The sequence below is a fragment of the Streptomyces sp. NPDC088923 genome (assembly GCF_044749745.1).
Lineage (GTDB): Bacteria > Actinomycetota > Actinomycetes > Streptomycetales > Streptomycetaceae > Streptomyces.
The window spans coordinates 2,174,180-2,190,428 of sequence record NZ_JBIVIO010000001.1 but is presented as its reverse complement, the minus strand read 5'-3'; the positions used below and the strand labels follow the sequence as shown (position 1 = coordinate 2,190,428).

Below are 16,249 nucleotides of genomic sequence, written 5' to 3'. Positions count from 1 at the left end.
CGGCTCCCCCGCTCCCGGCCCTCGGGGGGACAGGTCACCGCCCCGTCGTCGCCCCCGCCTCCACGCCCGTCTCGCGCCAGAAGCCCGCCCTGATCGCGTAGCGGTCGTTCTCGTCGATCTGGTCGTCCTTGTGCGCGAGGAGGCCGAAGCGGGCGGCGTAGCGGAGGAGTTCGCCGTCGATGCGGTGCGGGATGCGGGGGTAGAGGGGGGCGAGGCGCTCGCGGGCCGGGGGGTTGGGCGGGACGCGGGAGAGCCAGCGGCGGGCGAAGACCTGGCCGACCTCGAAGGGGTCGCCGCCGACCGTCGTGATGTCCTCCTCGCGGTCCGCCCACCGCTGTTCGGCGGTGGTGAGCTGGGCGAGCGTGGGGAGCGCCGCGGCCTCGGCCGGCTCTCCGCCGGGCCGCTCGACCCAGCCCTTGTCGGAGGACCACCGCAGGGTCGCGTTCGGCGCGGGCTGCGGTGCCGGTGCGGGGGTCTTGAGCGCCGCGAGATCCTTCGGCGTGGGGACGCCCCGGCCCCCGGCCCGCTCTCCCGCCTGCCCCTCCTCGTCGTCACCGGGACCGGAACCCATACCGGCCCCGGCCCCGCCCCCGGCCAAGGCCCCGTCGCCCGCCCGCGAGCCCGCCCCCGTCCCGCCGTCGGAGTCGGCACCCGCTCCGGTCCCGATGCCCACTCCCCCTCCCGCCGTCCCGGCCCCCGCCCCGGCGCTCGGCTCGGGCACGCGCGGCGCGGGCGGTGCCCCGTCGCTGTCGGGGAGCGGCGCCGAGAAGATCGCGGTGATCTCGGGGCTGCGCTGCCCGTTCGGCAGCGCGCAGGGCCCGGGGGTCTCCTTGGCGCGGATCGCGCCCGTGATCCACTGCCGGTCCAGGACCCGCCGCTCGTCGGCCTCGGCGACGAGGTCCTCGGACTGGTTGTAGTCGCCGTCCGCCGCCTGAACGGCCCACAGGTGCACGGCGACGCCGTGCTCCTTGGCGGAGACGAGACCGGGCAGGAGGTCGCCGTCGCCCGTCACGAGGACGACGTCGGAGCAGGCGCGGTTGCGGGCCAGCTCCGTCAGTTCGGCGTGCATCGCCGCGTCGACGCCCTTCTGCGCCCAGCGCCCGTCACTGCGCGTCAGCGCGCCGAGCCGCACGGTGACACGTGGCCGGACCCGCAGCCTGCGGTGCTCGGGCTGCGGTACGCGATCGGGGGCGCCGTCGAACCAGTAGATACGGAGCAGGGGTTGGCCGGTCTCCTCCTCGGCCCGCTCGCGCAGCCGCTGGATGAGCGCGGCGTGATCGACGGTGATCCGGGAACGCGAGGGATCACCGGCCAGCAGACTGGCGGCGGCACCGAGGAGATACCCGGCATCCACCAGGACGACGCAGCGGTCCACGCGTTCCACCCTCTTCCCTCACGACCCGGTGCCCGCTTCCGTCTCCGCTGACGGAAGGCGGTTTCACTCCGGCTTCGCTTCGAGTCTGCCCGACCCTACGAGGGTTAACGGTCCGAACTCGATCATCGGCGTGCCGTTTCGCCGCCCGCCCTGTCGCCACCGTCCGTTACCGGCCATGTCAAGGCTCGCGCACGCCTCTTCACCGCGATCATCACGGAAAGTAATTATCCGAAATGCGTTCTTTGTCGGGCCGTGTGAGAGTGAGCGCGTACCTGGCCCCCAGACCTTCCCAGGAGGAAGATTCCCATGGCCAAGAACAAGAACCGCAAGCAGAGCGCCCAGAACCGTTCCTCCGCCGAGGCGGCGAGCGCGCAGGCCAAGGAGACGTCGACCGAGGCGCACCAGACCTCGCAGGCGACGCCGGGGGACATGGCCCGCAAGGGCCGCGAGCGGCGCTTCGGCCACAACTGAGCCGGGACCGGTCAGGACCCGTACGTCTCCCGGGTGTCCCGCACCCCCCGGGACGTACGAGAAGGGGCGCCCCCGTCACGCGACGGCGGCGCCCCTTCGGCACGTACGAGAGCCCGGCCGGGGGCCCGTCAGCGGGACCGGCCCGTACGAGAGCCCCCGCGCGGCCCCGTCATCCCGCCAGGCAGGACGGGCCGAGCAGCACCTTCAAGTCGCCGAACAGCGAGGGATCGGGCTGTACCCGGTGCCGGTCCAGGCGCAGCACGGTCGTCTTGCGCGGGCCCTGGAGCTTGATCCGCACCTCCGAGTTGCCCCGGTGGCTGCCGAGCACCTCGCTCAGGCGGCTGATCATCGGCGGCGTGACGCGGGTCGCCGGGATCGTGATGATCACCGGGGCGTTGGTGCCCGCGTTGGAGAGGTCGGGGACCTGCATCTCCATCGCGACGAGGCGCGGGATGTCCTCGCGCTTGTCGAGGCGGCCCTTGACGAAGACGACGGTGTCCTCGACGAGCTGGGTCGAGACGAGCTGGTAGGTGGCGGGGAAGAACATGCACTCGATGGAGCCCGCGAGGTCCTCCACCGTGGCGATCGCCCAGGCGTTGCCCTGCTTGGTCATCTTGCGCTGGAGACCGGAGATGATGCCGCCCACGGTGACGACGGCGCCGTCACCGAAGTCGCCGCCGGTGAGCTGCCCGATCCCCGCGTCGGCCTTGTCCGAGAGGACGTGCTCCAGGCCGAAGAGCGGGTGGTCGGAGACGTAGAGGCCGAGCATCTCGCGCTCCTGCGCGAGGAGGTAGCTCTTCTCCCACTCGTCCTCGCCGAAGACGACGTCGAGCCCGAAGCCCGGCTCGTCCTTGGCGTCGTCGTCGCCCATGCCGCCGAAGAGGTCGAACTGCCCCTCCGCCTCCTTGCGCTTGACCGCGACGACGTTGTCGATCATCGGCTCGTACTGCGCGGTGAGGCCCTTGCGGGTGTGCCCGAGCTGGTCGAAGGCGCCCGCCTTGATGAGCGATTCCGTCGTGCGCTTATTGCAGACGACGGCTTCGACCTTGTCGAGGTAGTCGGGGAACGAGGCGTACTTCCCCTTCCCCTTGCGACTGCGGATGATCGAGTCCACGACGTTCTGGCCGACGTTCCTGACCGCCGTGAGACCGAAGAGGATCACGTCGTCGCCCTGGGCCGCGAAGTTCGCGAGCGACTCGTTCACGTCCGGCGGCAGCACCCGGATGCCCATGCGCCGGCACTCGTTGAGGTAGACGGCCGACTTGTCCTTGTCGTCGCGCACCGAGGTGAGCACCGCGGCCATGTACTCGGCCGGGTAGTTCGCCTTGAGGTACGCGGTCCAGTAGGTGACGAGGCCGTACGCCGAGGAGTGCGCCTTGTTGAAGGCGTAACCGGCGAAGGGGACGAGGACGTCCCACAGGGCCTGGATCGCCTCGTCGCTGTAGCCGTTCTTGCGGGCACCGGCCTGGAAGAGCACGAAGTTCTTCTGGAGCTCGTCGGCCTTCTTCTTGCCCATCACGCGGCGCAGGATGTCGGCCTCGCCGAGCGAGTACCCGGCGACGATCTGGGCGGCCTTCTGCACCTGCTCCTGGTACACGATGAGCCCGTAGGTGAGCCCCAGGACCTCCTTGAGCGGCTCCTCCAGCTCGGGGTGGATCGGGGTGATCTCCTGCTGGCCGTTCTTGCGCAGCGCGTAGTTCGTGTGCGAGTTCATGCCCATCGGGCCCGGCCGGTACAGGGCCGAGACGGCGGAGATGTCCTCGAAGTTGTCCGGCTTCATGAGGCGCAGCAGGGAGCGCATCGGGCCGCCGTCGAACTGGAAGACGCCGAGCGTGTCGCCCCGGCACAGCAGGTCGTACGTCTTCGGGTCGTCGAGCGGGATGGCGAGGAGGTCGAGTTCCCTGCCCTTGTTGGACTTCACCATCTTGACGGCGTCGTCCATGATCGTGAGGTTGCGCAGGCCCAGGAAGTCCATCTTCAGCAGGCCGAGCGACTCGCACTGCGGGTAGTCCCACTGCGTGATCGTCACGTTGTCCGTGTGCCGGACCCAGACCGGGGCGTGGTCGATGATCGGCTCGCTGGACATGATGACGCCGGCGGCGTGCACGCCCATCTGCCGCACGAGGCCCTCGACGCCCTTGGCGGTGTCGATGACCTTCTTGACGTCGGGCTCGTTCTCGTACATCCCGCGCACTTCGCCCGCCTCGGAGTAGCGCGGGTGCGTGGGGTTGGTGATGCCGTCGAGGTCGATGCCCTTGCCGAGGACGTCGGCGGGCATCGCCTTGGTGATGCGGTCGCCCATCGCGTACGGGTAGCCGAGGACGCGCGCGGAGTCCTTGATCGCGTTCTTCGCCTTGATCTTGCCGTACGTGCCGATCATGGCGACCTTGTCGGCGCCGTACTTCTCGGTCACGTAGCGGATGACCTCGACGCGCCTGCGTTCGTCGAAGTCGATGTCGACGTCGGGCATCGAGATGCGCTCGGGGTTGAGGAAGCGCTCGAAGATCAGCCCGTGCTCGATCGGGTCGAGGTCGGTGATGCCCATCGCGTACGCGACGATCGAGCCGGCTGCGGAGCCTCGCCCGGGGCCGACCGCGATGCCGTTGTTCTTCGCCCACATGATGAAGTCGGCGACGACGAGGAAGTAGCCGGGGAACCCCATCTGGATGATGACGTCCATCTCGTACTCGGCCTGCTTCTGCCGGTCGTCGGGGACGCCCGCCGGGTAGCGGCGCTCCATCCCGCGGCGGACCTCCTCCTGGAACCAGGTGATCTCCGTGAAGCCCTCGGGGATGTCGAACTTCGGCATGAGGTCGCGCTTCTCGAACATGCCCGTGGTGTCGATCTGCTCGGCGACCAGGAGCGTGTTGCGGCAGCCCTCCTGCCAGGCGTCCGAGGAGTCGATGGCGTACATCTCGTCGGTCGTCTTGAGGTAGTAGCCCGTGCCGTCGAAGCGGAAGCGGTCCGGGTCCGAGAGGTTCTTGCCGGTCTGGATGCACAGCAGCGCGTCGTGGGCGACGGATTCGTGCGCGTACGTGTAGTGCGAGTCGTTGGTGACGAGCGGCGGGATGCCGAGCTTCTTGCCGATCTCCAGGAGCCCGTCACGGACCCGGTGCTCGATATCGATGCCGTGGTCCATCAGCTCCAGGAAGTACCGGTCCTTGCCGAAGATGTCCTGGTAGTCGGCCGCCGCCTTGAGCGCCTCCTCGGGCTGGCCGAGGCGCAGCCGCGTCTGCACCTCGCCGGAGGGGCAGCCGGTCGAGGCGATGAGGCCCTCGGACCACTGCGAGATCGTCTCCTTGTCCATCCGGGGCCACTTCTGGAGCCAGCCCTCGGCATAGGCGTCGGAGGAGAGCCTGAAGAGGTTGTGCAGCCCGGTGCTGTTCGCCGCCCAGATCGTCTTGTGGGTGTAACCGCCGGAGCCGGAGACGTCGTCGCGCTTCTGGTGCGGCTGGCCCCACTGGATCTTGCGCTTGTTGCGGCGGGACTCGGGCGCCACGTACGCCTCGATGCCGATGATCGGCGTGACGCCCGCCTTCTTCGCCTGGTGGAAGAAGTCGTAGGCGCCGTGCAGGTTGCCGTGGTCGGACATCGCGATGTGCGTCATGCCCATCTCGTTGCACGCCTGGAACATGTCCTTGAGCCGCGCCGCGCCGTCCAGGAGCGAGTACTGCGTGTGCACGTGCAGGTGAGTGAACGGCGTTTTCGCTGGCACGAATCCTCCGGGGCGGGCGCGGATGCGGGGACCCCGGAAGTCTACGGTTTCGCTTCCTGCGGGGGTGCCGTGGATCGCCCTTCGGGCTCGTCCTCAAACGCCGGACGGGCTTGATATTTCCTCCGCTCGATCCCGGGCGGGTTTAAATTTCGCTCTGCCGGAACCCTGACCCCGCTGCCGGTCGTTTCAGCTCGGGGAGTTGATTCCTTCCCCTGGTTCACCGCCCAAGGAGGCACCCGCGATGTCCGTCCCGCAGCCCACTGCCATCCCCGCCGAGGAGCGGGGAGAGCACATCCTCGGCGTGTTCGACACGGCCTTCGGGGAGCTGCTGACGGCGGACCCCGCCGCCTTCCGCGTCAAGTTCCGCAAGATGGCGGCCTCCGCCTTCGCGTTCTACCGCGGTACGGCCTGCCTCTTCTACGCCGACCTCGCCCGCGAGCGGCACGGCGGCCCCTACCTCGACGAGCGCACGAGCCGCGTGTGGGTGCACGGCGACCTCCACGCCGAGAACTTCGGCACGTACATGAACGCCCAGGGCCGCCTCGTCTTCAACGTCAACGACTTCGACGAGGCGTACGTCGGCCCCTTCACCTGGGACCTCAAGCGCTTCGCCGCCTCCGTCGCCCTCATCGGCTACGCGAAGGCGCTCAGCGACGCGCAGATCACCGAGCTGGTCACGGTCTACGCGCACGCCTACCGCGAGCGCGTCCACCAGCTCGCGACCGGCGCCAAGAGCGACGAGGTGCCGCCCTTCACGCTCGACACCGCCGAGGGGCCGCTGCTCGGCGCGCTGCGCGAGGCCCGCTCGCTGACCCGCTTCGGGCTCCTGGAGTCGATGACCGGGATTCGCGAGGCCGAGCGCCGCTTCACCGCCGGTCCCGGCACGATCGAGCTGGACGCGGCGACACGCTACAAGGTCCTGGCCGCCTTCGACGGCTACCTGGAGACGCTGCCCGAGTCCAGCCTCGCGCGGCCCGACTCCTACCGCGTCAAGGACGTCGTCGGCAGGCGCGGCATCGGCATCGGCTCGGCCGGGCTGCCCTCGTACAACATCCTCCTGGAGGGGAACAGCGACGCGCTGGAGAACGACGTCGTGATCTACCTCAAGCAGGCCCAGACGCCCGCCGTCTCGCGGCACGTGGACGACCCGGCGGCGCGCGCCTACTTCCTGCACGAGGGGCACCGCACGGTGATCTCGCAGCGCGCCCTCCAGGCGCACGCCGACCCGTGGCTCGGCTGGACCGAGCTGGACGGGGCCGGGCAGCTCGTCGCGGAGATCTCGCCGTACGCGGTCGATCTCGACTGGAGCGACATCGACGAGTACGAGGAGATCGCCGCCGTCGTCGCCGACCTCGGGCGGGCCACGGCCGCGATGCACGCGGCGGCGGACGACGAGAGCGAGCACTCGGAGCTGGTGCCCTTCTCGACCGAGCGGGCCATCGACGCCGCGATCGCCGCGGACGAGGAGGGCTTCGCGCCGCTCCTCGTCGAGTTCGCGCACGGTTACGGGGCGGTCGCCCGCCGCGACCACCAGATCTTCGTGGACCTCTTCCGCAACGGGCGTATCCCCGGGCTGTGAGCAGCCGTCCGCCTCCGGGGTGTTGTCCCGGGGGCGGACGGATGATTCCCTTGCGCCACACGGCTTCGCGGTGGCGCCTGTCACCCCGGGGCCTTCCACAGCATCCCTTTAGGGCTCGCTTAACCGGGCCCGTGGCAGACTCGACAGCGATGGACATATCAGGGACCCAGCTCAGAGCACTGCGCGCGCTGTTCTTCACCGCGCTCGTGGTGACGCTCTCGGCTGCCTCCCACGTGATCCTGACCCGCTCCCCGCTGCCCCTCACCCCGCTCCTCGTGGTCGCGGGGGCCGTCTTCGCGCTCGCGTACGCGCTCGCGGGCCGTGAGCGGCGCTACGGGGCCATCGCCGCGCTGCTCGTCCCCCTGGAACTGGCCGCCGACACCGTCTTCACGACGGGCCAGCACCTCTGCTACGGCGAGGGCGGCGGCCCGGTCGCGGGACCGCTGCGCAGCGTCGGCATCGACGTCCTGTGCGGCGGCGGCCCGGTCGGTGTCCCGCTGAGCCACTTCGCCGGGGGCGAGCCCACCGGCGCCGCGACCCTCCTCACCGACCCGCGGCCGGGCGCCGCCTGGCTGCTGCTCGGCGCGCACCTGGCCGTCGGGATGCTGGCGGCGGCGTGGCTGCGCGGCGGCGAGAGGGCCCTCGCGCGGGCGCTCGGCTCGCTCACCTGGTTCGCCTTCCGGCCGCTGCTGCTCGCCGTGGCCTGCGCCGCCGCCCGCTCCCGCGCGGCCCGCGCCCACCTCGGCCCCGCCCTCGCCCGCGTGGCCCGCCCCCACCTGCTGCTCCTGGCCCACTCCGTAGGACGCCGGGGACCTCCCGCGGTGGCACTCACCGCCTGAAGTCCCCCGCCGTGCCCGCCGGCACGGCCTCGTTTCGCACGTCCTCACACGTCTTACGGATTACGGAGTCACCCCATGAGCCAGCGCAACAGCCAGCAGGCCAAGGCCACCGCCCGCGAGCGGCTGCGCGCCGAACGCGAGCGCCAGGCGAAGAAGGACGCCCGCAAGCGCCAGTTCCTCGTCGCCGGCGGCGTCGTCGCCGTCCTCGCGATAGGCGCCGGGATAGCCGTCGCGGTCGCCCAGGGCAACAAGCCCTCGCAGTGGGAGTCCGCGAAGTCGGACACCCTCGTCAAGCCGAAGAACACGAGCGGCGCGAACGGCACGACGGTCGTCATCGGCAAGGACTCCGCGAAGAAGACCCTGACCCTCTTCGAGGACCCGCGCTGCCCGATCTGCTCGCAGTTCGAGCAGACCGTGGGCCCGGACGTCCACGCCGACCTGGACGCGGGCAAGTTCAAGATCGAGTACGTCGGCGCGACCTTCCTCGACGGGGACTCCGGCTCCGGCAGCAAGATCGACCTCGGCAGCCGGGGCTCCGGCTCCAAGAACGCGATGAGCGCTCTCGGCGCCGCGCTCAACGTCAGCCCCGACGCCTTCCTCGACTACAAGACCGCCATGTACAAGAAGGAATGGCACCCGGACGAGACCGACGACAAGTTCAACTCGGACTCCTACCTCCTCAAGATCGCCGCGACCGTCCCCGCGCTCAAGGACAACGCGACCTTCGAGAAGCAGGTCAAGGACGGCACGTACGACCGCTGGGCGATCGAGATGAGCAAGAACTTCAACAAGCAGTCCGACAAGTACGGCGTCACCGGCACACCGTCGATGGTCATGGACGGCAAGAAGGTCGTCGGCAGCGACGGCCAGAACGCGCCGATGACCGTCCAGGACTACAAGACGGCGATCGACGCGGCGCTGAAGGGCTGAGTCGCTCAGGACCGGAGGGGCTGGAATTTCCTGGGACGGGAACATTCCAGCCTCTCCGGCGTTTGAGGAGCGGGGTAGGAGCGGGGTTCGGGGCGGAGCCCCGAGAGGCGAGCCGCCCAGGCGGCTACAGGCTGTCCAGGAACCCGAGCGCCGTCCGCCACACCTGCTCGGCGGCCTCCGCGTCGTAGTCGGGGAGTGCGGGGTCGGTGAAGAGGTGGCCCGCGCCCGGGTACCGGTAGATCTCCACGTCGGCCCCCGCCCGCCGCATCTGCGGGTACCACAGACTCAGCCACTCGTGCGTCTCGGCCGGGTCGGGGTCGGCGACGTGCAGCTGTACGGGGAGGTCGTCGACGGCCGCGTCCTCGCGCAGATCCGAGGTGCCGTGCAGGAGGAGCAGACCGCGGGCGTTCTCGTCACCGAGTGCGAGGTTCTGCGCGAGGGCCCCGCCGAGCGAGAAGCCGGCGTAGACGAGTCCTTTGTCACTGAAGGGCGCGGCGGCCTTGACGGCCCGGGTCAGCAGGCGGTCGTTGCCGATCGATTCGCGCAGCTCGGCGGCCTCCTCCTCCGTCCCCGCCGTTTGCCCCTCGTACAGGTCGGGCACGCGCACCTGGTGTCCGGCCGCCCGCAGCCGGTCGGCCGCCTCGTGCACGGCCGGTCGCAGTCCGTAGGCGGAGTGAAAAAGCAGGATGTCCATGACGGTCATCCTGCCAGCGCCCCCGACCCGGACGCGCCAGGCCCCGGGGGCCGACCGAGACCCGGAGACCTTGACGCCCATGGAAGAGATCCTGCGCCCCGTCCTCGTGATCGGCGGTTCCGTCCTGCTCACGCTGTTCCTCGGCTGGGGTTCGGACCGGCTGCTCGCGCGCGCGGCGGTACGGCACAACGAGACCCCGCTGTGGGAGAAGCTGCGCGAGTGCCGGGTGCCCTGGCAGGTGCTGCTGCTCGCGGCGCTCCTGCGCGGCAGCTACCGGGAGATCACCTGGAGCGTGGTGGAGCGCTCCGACGGCGCGATCGGGCTGATCCTGACCCTCGTCCTCATCGGGGCGACGGCGTGGCTCCTGGTCCGGGTCGTCTCGACGGTCCTGGAGTCCTCGTACGCGCGGTACGCGGCGGTGACGCGCGACGCGGCGCGGGTGCGCAGGGTCCGTACGCAGATGACGCTCATCATGCGGATCGTCACGGCCCTCGTCATCGTCATCGCGGTCGCCTCGATGCTCATGACCTTTCCCGATCTGCGGACGGCGGGGAAGTCGGTGCTCGCCTCGGCGGGGATCATCGGGATCGTCGCGGGTGTCGCCGCGCAGTCGACCCTCGGCAACCTCTTCTCCGGTTTCCAGATCGCCTTCGGCGACATGGTCCGGATCGGGGACACGGTGGTCGTGGACGGCGAGTGGGGTGTCGTCGAGGAGGTCACGCTGACCTTCCTCGCGGTGCGTACGTGGGACGAGCGGCGCATCACGATGCCGGTCTCGTACTTCACCTCGCGGCCCTTCGAGAACTGGTCGCGCGGCGGCGCGCAGATGTCCGGCACCGTCTTCTTCCAGCTCGACCACTCGGCCCCCGTCCCGCTCATGCGCGAGGAACTGCGGCGCATCCTCGCCGACTGCCCCGCCTGGGACGGCCGCGACTGGAGCCTCGCCGTGACGGACACGACGCCGACGACGATCGAGGTACGCGCCGTGGTCACGGCGAAGGACGCGGACGACATCTGGACGGTACGGGTCGTGGTCCGCGAGCGGCTCATCGCCTGGCTCAGCGCCCACCACCCGTACGCCCTGCCGAGCGTCGCCACCGTCCCCGCCGCCGAGCCCCCGGCCGCCGCCTCCGCACCGAGCCTGCGCAAGGACACCCAGCCGCGCCCCTCCGAGGTCCACAGCAACAACGCGGCGGACTACCCCTTGCGCGAGGACGGCCACGAACTGCCCCCGGAGGCGGAGGACGCGCTGCGCGCGGAGGAGGACGACGCCGTGCCCGCGCAGAACGCGGACGGGCCTCGGGAGGACGAGTCCTCGCCGCGCACGGACCGCGCCCCCCGCTCCCGCGAGCACTACGGCCGCGGCTCCCGCGACCACGCCCCGCAGCGCCCCCACCCGAGCGCCCCTGACCCCCGCCACCACGACGTGGGCCCCCGGACCCGACGGACCGGACGGGGGTGAGCGGGATGAGCGGGATGGCCGCCCCCCTCAAGACCACGCGAAGTTGAGATTTCATAGCCGCACGAAGAACAAATCAAGCCCCTCCGCCACTTGAGCAGCGGAGCCCGGCACTCCAGCCCCTCCGGCGTTTGAGGAGCGGGGCATGGGGCGGAGCCCCATAAATCAAGCCCCTCCGGCGTTTGAGGAGCGGGGCCCGGGGCGGAGCCCCGAATCCGGGGCCCGGGGCGGAGCCCCGAATCCGGGGCCCGGGGCGGAGCCCCGCGAGGCCGCACCCGCGTCCCGGGCCACCCCCGCCCCCTCAATGCAAAGACCGCACGTCAAGCTGCCGCAACACCCGGTCCACGATCTCCGGATCCGCCCCCGGCTCACTCCGCGCCGACAGCACCGCATGCCGCGCCGCCGACATCATCTCCTTCTGCACCTTCCTGAACGCCCTCACGCGCTCCACCCGCTGCGCCAGGTGCTCGCGCCGCTCGTCGTCCAGGATCTCCGGGCTGATCCGCGCCCCGATATCGAAGGCACCGCGCTGAAGGCGTTCGATGACATCGTCGGGAAGGTCCTGGAGCGACTCGATCTCGTGGAGCCTGCGCCGGGCCGCCTTCGCCGCGCGGATGGCGAGGTCGTGCTCGATCTGCCGCTCGGCGTCCGTATCGGCCCGCACGCCCAGTCTCCGCACGAGCCACGGCAGCGTGAGCCCCTGGAAGACGAGAGTGACCATGATGACGCAGAAGGCGATGAAGACGAGTTCGTCGCGCCCGGGGAAGGGCTTGCCCGCGTCCGTCGTGAGCGGGATGGCGAGGGCGAGGGCGACCGAGGCGACGCCCCGCATCCCCGCCCACCACATGACGACGGTCTCGCGCCAGCTCGTCGGGATGTCCTCGGCGACGTCACGCTTCTTGTGCAGCCGCTGGGTCAGCCAGCTCGCGGGCAGCAGCCACAGGAACCGTACGCCGATGACGACGGCCGCCACGAGCAGGCCCCAGCCGATCATCTCCCAGACCCGGTCGCCGGCCGTGCCGAAGACGGTGTGCAGTTCGAGCCCGATGAGCCCGAAGGCGACCCCGGTGACGAGGGTGTCGACGACCTGCCAGAAGGTCTGACCGGTGATGCGCCCGAGCACGTCGTCGGCGCCGAGCGCGTACTCGGACAGGAAGAGCGCGGTGGTGAGCACGGCGAGCACACCCGAGCCGTGCAGCTCCTCGGCGATCACGTAGCTGACGAAGGGGACGAGGAGGGTGAGCCCGGTCTGGAGGGTCGCGTCGCCGAGGAAGTCGAGGAGCTTGCTGGTGAGCCAGCCGAGCGCGAGACCGACGGCGACGGCGACGGCCGCCGAGAGGAAGAAGAGGCCCACGGCCGAGGGGAGCGAGAAGCTGCCGCCGACCGCCGCGCCGATCGCGACGTGGTAGAGCACGATCGCGGTGACGTCGTTGAAGAGGCCCTCGCCCTCCAGGATGGAGACGAGGCGGCGCGGCAGCCCGAGCGAGCCGGCGACGGCGGTCGCCGCGACCGGGTCGGGCGGCGCGACGAGTGCGCCGAGCGCGACGGCGGCGGCGAGCGGCAGGCCCGGGACGATAGCGCTGGCCACCGCGGCGACGGCGGCGGTCGTGACGAAGACGAGCGCGACGGCGAGGAAGAAGATGGGCCGCTTGTTCGCCGCGAACTGGCGCCAGGAGGTCCGTTGCACCGCCGCGTAGAGCAAGGGCGGCAGGACGAGCGGCAGGATGAACTCGGGCGGGATGCTGACGTTCGGCACGAAGGGGAGCAGCGCGAGGACGACCCCGAGCAGCGTCATGAGCACCGGGGAGGGCAGCGCCAGTTTGTCCCCGAGGGGCACCGTGAGCACGGCTCCGAGCAACAGCAGGATCAGCAGCGCCAATTGGTCCACGGCGGGGGCCTCCCAGGGGGCTCAGACGTACGGGCCACCCCTCCACCAGGGCCGATCCTCACCGGAATCACCCCCTGAGGGGTCCCCCTACCCTCCCATGGGTGTTTCTTTACCGAACAGGTGGGTCACGGCCCGCCCGGTCGCGCGACCGGTGGCCCCCGGCCTCAGACAGCCTTCCGCATCGCCCGGTGTTCGATCCCGGCTTCGAGGTAAGTCCCCCCGTACGCCACGTATCCGAGCCGCTCGTAGAAACCGAGCGCACGCGTCTGGGCGTGCAGGTCCACGCTCGTGAGCCCGAGTCCGGCGGCGAGCCGCTCGATGCCGGTGACGAGCGCGGCCCCGGCCCCGCCGCCCCGTGCCGCGCCGCGCACGGCGAGCCGCCCGAGCGAGCCGGCCCCCTCCGTGTGCCCGGTCGGCTCCCACGCGGCCTCGCCGTGCAGCAGCCGTCCGGCGCCGAGCGGTGTGCCGTCCTCGGCGAGCGCGAGTACGTGCACGGCCCCGGCGTCGAGCGCGTCGTACTCCAGGTCCTCGGGCACGCCCTGCTCCTGGACGAAGACCTCCTTGCGCACGAGGAAGCACGCCGCGCGGTCCTCGTCGCTCTCCGCCCGCCGCACGACGTACGCGGTGCCGTCGGGCAGCGTGCCCTCCGCCAGTGTCGCGTTGTTCACGAAGCCTCCTCAGCGGCTCTCGGCGCGGACCCGGTCCAGGGCGCGCTGGAGGTCCTCGGGGTACTCGCTCGTGTACTCGGCCCAGTCGCCCGTGCCGGGGTGGGTGAAGCCGAGGCGGACCGCGTGCAGCCACTGCCGGGTGAGGCCGAGCCGCTTGGCGAGCGTGGGATCGGCCCCGTAGGTGAGGTCGCCGACGCAGGGATGGCGGTGCGCGGACATGTGCACGCGGATCTGGTGGGTGCGGCCCGTCTCCAGCTTGACGTCCAAGAGGGACGCGGCGCGGAACGCCTCGATGAGGTCGTAGTGGGTGACCGAGGCCTTGCCCTCGGCGGTCACGGCCCACTTGTAGTCGTGCTGCGGATGGCGGCCGATGGGCGCGTCGATGGTGCCCGAGGTCGGGTCGGGGTGGCCCTGGACGAGCGTGTGATAGCGCTTGTCGACCGTACGGACGCGGAACTGGTTCTTGAGCGAGGTGTACGCGTGCTCGGACTTGGCGACCACCATGAGCCCGGAGGTGCCGACGTCGAGGCGGTGCACGATGCCCTGGCGCTCGGCGGCGCCCGAGGTGGAGATGCGGTACCCGGCGGCGGCGAGGCCGCCGATCACGGTCGGGCCCGTCCAGCCGGGGCTGGGGTGGGCGGCGACGCCGACCGGCTTCATGATCACGACGACGTCCTCGTCGTCGTGGACGATCTCCATGCCCTCGACGGGTTCGGCGACGATCCGGACGGGCGCCGCGGCCCGCGGCATCTCGACCTCCAGCCAGGCGCCGCCGCGCACCCGCTCGGACTTGCCCACCACCGAGCCGTCGACCTGCACCTTTCCGCCCGCGGCCAGCTCGGCGGCCTTGGTGCGGGAGAAGCCGAACATGCGGGAGAGGGCGGCGTCGACACGCTCGCCCTCCAGGCCGTCGGGGACGGGAAGGGTACGGACCTCGGGAATAGCGCTCACCCGTCGAGTATGCCGGACGGTGAGGAAGGCCGGTACGCGAGCTACTCGCCCGCGCTCCCGGCCTTCTCCCCGGCCTTCTCGTCGCCCTCGTCCTCGGTCTTGTCCTCGGCCTTCTCGTCACGGTGCCTGGTGCCGTCCGGGTCGAGGCCGCGGAAGGAGAGCAGGACGATGAGGATGCCACCGCACACGATCGCGGAGTCCGCGAGGTTGAAGACGGCGTAGCCCTTGGGCGCGATGAAGTCGACGACGGCGCCCCGGAAGACGCCCGGGGAGCGGAAGATCCGGTCGGTGAGGTTGCCGAGCGCACCGCCGAGGAGCAGCCCGAGCGCGATGGCCCAGGGCAGGCTGTGCAGCTTGCGGGCGAGACGGGCGATGACGACGATGACGCCGGCGGCGATGACCGTGAAGACGATCGTGTACGCCTCGCCCATCGAGAAGGCGGCCCCCGAGTTCCGGATCGCGGTGAGCCGCAGCCAGTCCCCGATGACCTGCACGGACCCGTCCCCGTGCCCCTCCAGCCTCGCGACGACGAGCAGCTTGCTCACGAGGTCGATGGCGTACACGAGCACGGCCACCACGAACAACGCGAGCACGCGCCGCGGCCCCTTGCCCGCACGCTCGGCCGAAACTCTCTCGATGGTGCGCCCCGCCTCAGCCACGTGCCGTCCTCAAACCCGATGAACCGAATGGCTCCGAGGGTAACGCGAAAACCAGCCCCTCTGGGGGTCCCCCCGGCCGAAGGCTGGGGGAGTTTGAGGAGCGGGGTCTGGGGCGGAGCCCCAGAGATGGGGCCCGGGGCGAAGCCCCGAAGCCCCGCCCTCTCCCGCCCCTACCGCCGCTCGGACTTCTGCTTGCAGTCCACGCAGAGAATCGCATGCGGAAACGCCTGCATCCGCGCCTTCCCGATCGGCTTCCCGCAGTTCTCGCACACCCCGTACGTCCCCGCCTCCAGCCGCCGCAGCGCCCGCTCCGTCTGTTCGAGCCGCTCCCGCGACCCCGCGGCCAGTGCCAGCTCGTGCTCCCGGGTCACGTTCTTCGTCCCGGTGTCCGCCTCGTCGTCCCCCGCCCCGTCCGCGGAGTCCCGCATCAGGCTCGCGAGGTCCGCCTCGGCCGTCTCCAGCTCGGCCCGCAGCCCGGCGATCTCCTGCTCCAGGCCATGCCTCGCCTCGGCGGCCTCCTCAGCCGTCCAGGGGTCCTCGCCAGGCCGTACCGCCAGTTCAGCGGGGTCCGTCGCTCCGCCGCGCGTAGTGGGCACGATCTCCTCCATCACCTTCGTCGTACCGCTTGCCGCAGACGCAGCACCGGACCGGCCTGCGATATTCCTCGTTCCTGCCCCCGCGTACGCGAAACAGCCCCGCACACACGGTGGTGGGACGATAAATCGACATCCTCCGCTCGGCAACGGGCCACGCCGCCCCCGACCGCCACGCGCCCCCGTGCGCCCTCCCCGGACGGCTCTCCCCGACCGGCCACCGGTCGCGCCCAAAGCCGTGGCGCCCAAAGCCGTGGCGGCCCGCCCACCCCGTACCCGTACACTTGCGGCAGCGAAACACAGGTGTGGATGGGGACGAGTAGCGCCGAGAAGCGGCCAGGAGCGACCCGGGGACGGTGGAAGCCCGGGGGCACGCGCGACGCGAAGATCACCCCCGGAGCCGCCGGAGGAAAGCCAGGGGTGAGTGC

General features: G+C 71.0%; 13 protein-coding genes. 5 read left to right on the top strand and 8 right to left on the bottom strand.

All coding sequences use genetic code 11. From position 1 onward, the window contains the following. Positions 1-34: 34 nt before the first annotated feature. Complete coding sequence (locus tag ACIP4O_RS09870; protein WP_401573377.1) at positions 35-1,384, bottom strand: NYN domain-containing protein; 1,350 nt, start codon at positions 1,382-1,384, stop codon at positions 35-37. 297 nt (positions 1,385-1,681) lie between these two features. On the opposite strand from ACIP4O_RS09870, the gene ACIP4O_RS09865 reads away from it, so the two are divergent. Continuing rightward, positions 1,682-1,846: a hypothetical protein gene (locus tag ACIP4O_RS09865; RefSeq protein WP_361325292.1), complete on the top strand. Its 165-nt coding sequence runs from the start codon at positions 1,682-1,684 to the stop codon at positions 1,844-1,846. Between the two features lie 169 nt (positions 1,847-2,015). Here the strand turns inward: ACIP4O_RS09865 and dnaE are convergent, their stop codons facing one another. After that, positions 2,016-5,561 carry a DNA polymerase III subunit alpha gene (gene dnaE, locus ACIP4O_RS09860; protein ID WP_401573375.1) on the bottom strand — a complete coding sequence of 1,182 codons (3,546 nt, stop codon included), beginning with the start codon at positions 5,559-5,561 and terminating at the stop codon, positions 2,016-2,018. 241 nt (positions 5,562-5,802) lie between these two features. On the opposite strand from dnaE, the gene ACIP4O_RS09855 reads away from it, so the two are divergent. From ACIP4O_RS09855 to ACIP4O_RS09845, 3 genes are all read left to right on the top strand, one after another. Beyond that, positions 5,803-7,140 carry a DUF2252 domain-containing protein gene (locus ACIP4O_RS09855; RefSeq protein WP_401573373.1) on the top strand — a complete coding sequence of 446 codons (1,338 nt, stop codon included), beginning with the start codon at positions 5,803-5,805 and terminating at the stop codon, positions 7,138-7,140. A 149-nt stretch (positions 7,141-7,289) separates the two neighbouring features. Continuing rightward, on the top strand, positions 7,290-7,979 hold the full coding sequence (locus tag ACIP4O_RS09850; protein WP_401573927.1) for a hypothetical protein: 690 nt from the start codon (positions 7,290-7,292) through the stop codon (positions 7,977-7,979). Between the two features lie 75 nt (positions 7,980-8,054). After that, positions 8,055-8,909 (top strand): thioredoxin domain-containing protein, encoded by an 855-nt coding sequence (locus tag ACIP4O_RS09845; protein WP_401573371.1) that lies wholly within the window; start codon positions 8,055-8,057, stop codon positions 8,907-8,909. A gap of 124 nt (positions 8,910-9,033) precedes the next feature. Here the strand turns inward: ACIP4O_RS09845 and ACIP4O_RS09840 are convergent, their stop codons facing one another. Further along, positions 9,034-9,603: a dienelactone hydrolase family protein gene (locus ACIP4O_RS09840; protein ID WP_401573369.1), complete on the bottom strand. Its 570-nt coding sequence runs from the start codon at positions 9,601-9,603 to the stop codon at positions 9,034-9,036. Between the two features lie 79 nt (positions 9,604-9,682). On the opposite strand from ACIP4O_RS09840, the gene ACIP4O_RS09835 reads away from it, so the two are divergent. Further along, entirely contained in the window at positions 9,683-11,065 is a 1,383-nt protein-coding gene (locus ACIP4O_RS09835) for a mechanosensitive ion channel domain-containing protein (RefSeq protein WP_401573367.1), read from the top strand. A 298-nt stretch (positions 11,066-11,363) separates the two neighbouring features. Here the strand turns inward: ACIP4O_RS09835 and ACIP4O_RS09830 are convergent, their stop codons facing one another. From ACIP4O_RS09830 to ACIP4O_RS09810, 5 genes are all read right to left on the bottom strand, one after another. Further along, complete coding sequence (locus ACIP4O_RS09830; protein ID WP_401573366.1) at positions 11,364-12,950, bottom strand: Na+/H+ antiporter; 1,587 nt, start codon at positions 12,948-12,950, stop codon at positions 11,364-11,366. Between the two features lie 164 nt (positions 12,951-13,114). Beyond that, a complete protein-coding gene (locus tag ACIP4O_RS09825; RefSeq protein WP_401573364.1) occupies positions 13,115-13,618 on the bottom strand; it encodes a GNAT family N-acetyltransferase in 504 nt (167 codons plus the stop codon). 9 nt (positions 13,619-13,627) lie between these two features. Next, complete coding sequence (locus ACIP4O_RS09820) at positions 13,628-14,569, bottom strand: RluA family pseudouridine synthase (RefSeq protein ID WP_401573362.1); 942 nt, start codon at positions 14,567-14,569, stop codon at positions 13,628-13,630. A 41-nt stretch (positions 14,570-14,610) separates the two neighbouring features. After that, the gene (gene lspA, locus ACIP4O_RS09815) at positions 14,611-15,228 is read right to left on the bottom strand and encodes a signal peptidase II (protein ID WP_401573360.1); all 618 of its coding nucleotides are present in this window, start codon (positions 15,226-15,228) and stop codon (positions 14,611-14,613) included. A gap of 170 nt (positions 15,229-15,398) precedes the next feature. Next, positions 15,399-15,824: a TraR/DksA family transcriptional regulator gene (locus ACIP4O_RS09810; RefSeq protein WP_401573359.1), complete on the bottom strand. Its 426-nt coding sequence runs from the start codon at positions 15,822-15,824 to the stop codon at positions 15,399-15,401. Positions 15,825-16,249: the final 425 nt, after the last annotated feature.

Excerpts from the sequence above, each read along its gene's own strand:
- ACIP4O_RS09865 (WP_361325292.1), top strand. The coding sequence starts at position 1,682 with ATGGCCAAGAACAAGAACCGCAAGCAGAGCGCCCAGAACCGTTCCTCC.
- ACIP4O_RS09855 (WP_401573373.1), top strand. The coding sequence starts at position 5,803 with ATGTCCGTCCCGCAGCCCACTGCCATCCCCGCCGAGGAGCGGGGAGAG.
- ACIP4O_RS09850 (WP_401573927.1), top strand. The coding sequence starts at position 7,290 with ATGGACATATCAGGGACCCAGCTCAGAGCACTGCGCGCGCTGTTCTTC.
- ACIP4O_RS09845 (WP_401573371.1), top strand. The coding sequence starts at position 8,055 with ATGAGCCAGCGCAACAGCCAGCAGGCCAAGGCCACCGCCCGCGAGCGG.
- ACIP4O_RS09840 (WP_401573369.1), bottom strand. The coding sequence starts at position 9,603 with ATGGACATCCTGCTTTTTCACTCCGCCTACGGACTGCGACCGGCCGTG.
- ACIP4O_RS09835 (WP_401573367.1), top strand. The coding sequence starts at position 9,683 with ATGGAAGAGATCCTGCGCCCCGTCCTCGTGATCGGCGGTTCCGTCCTG.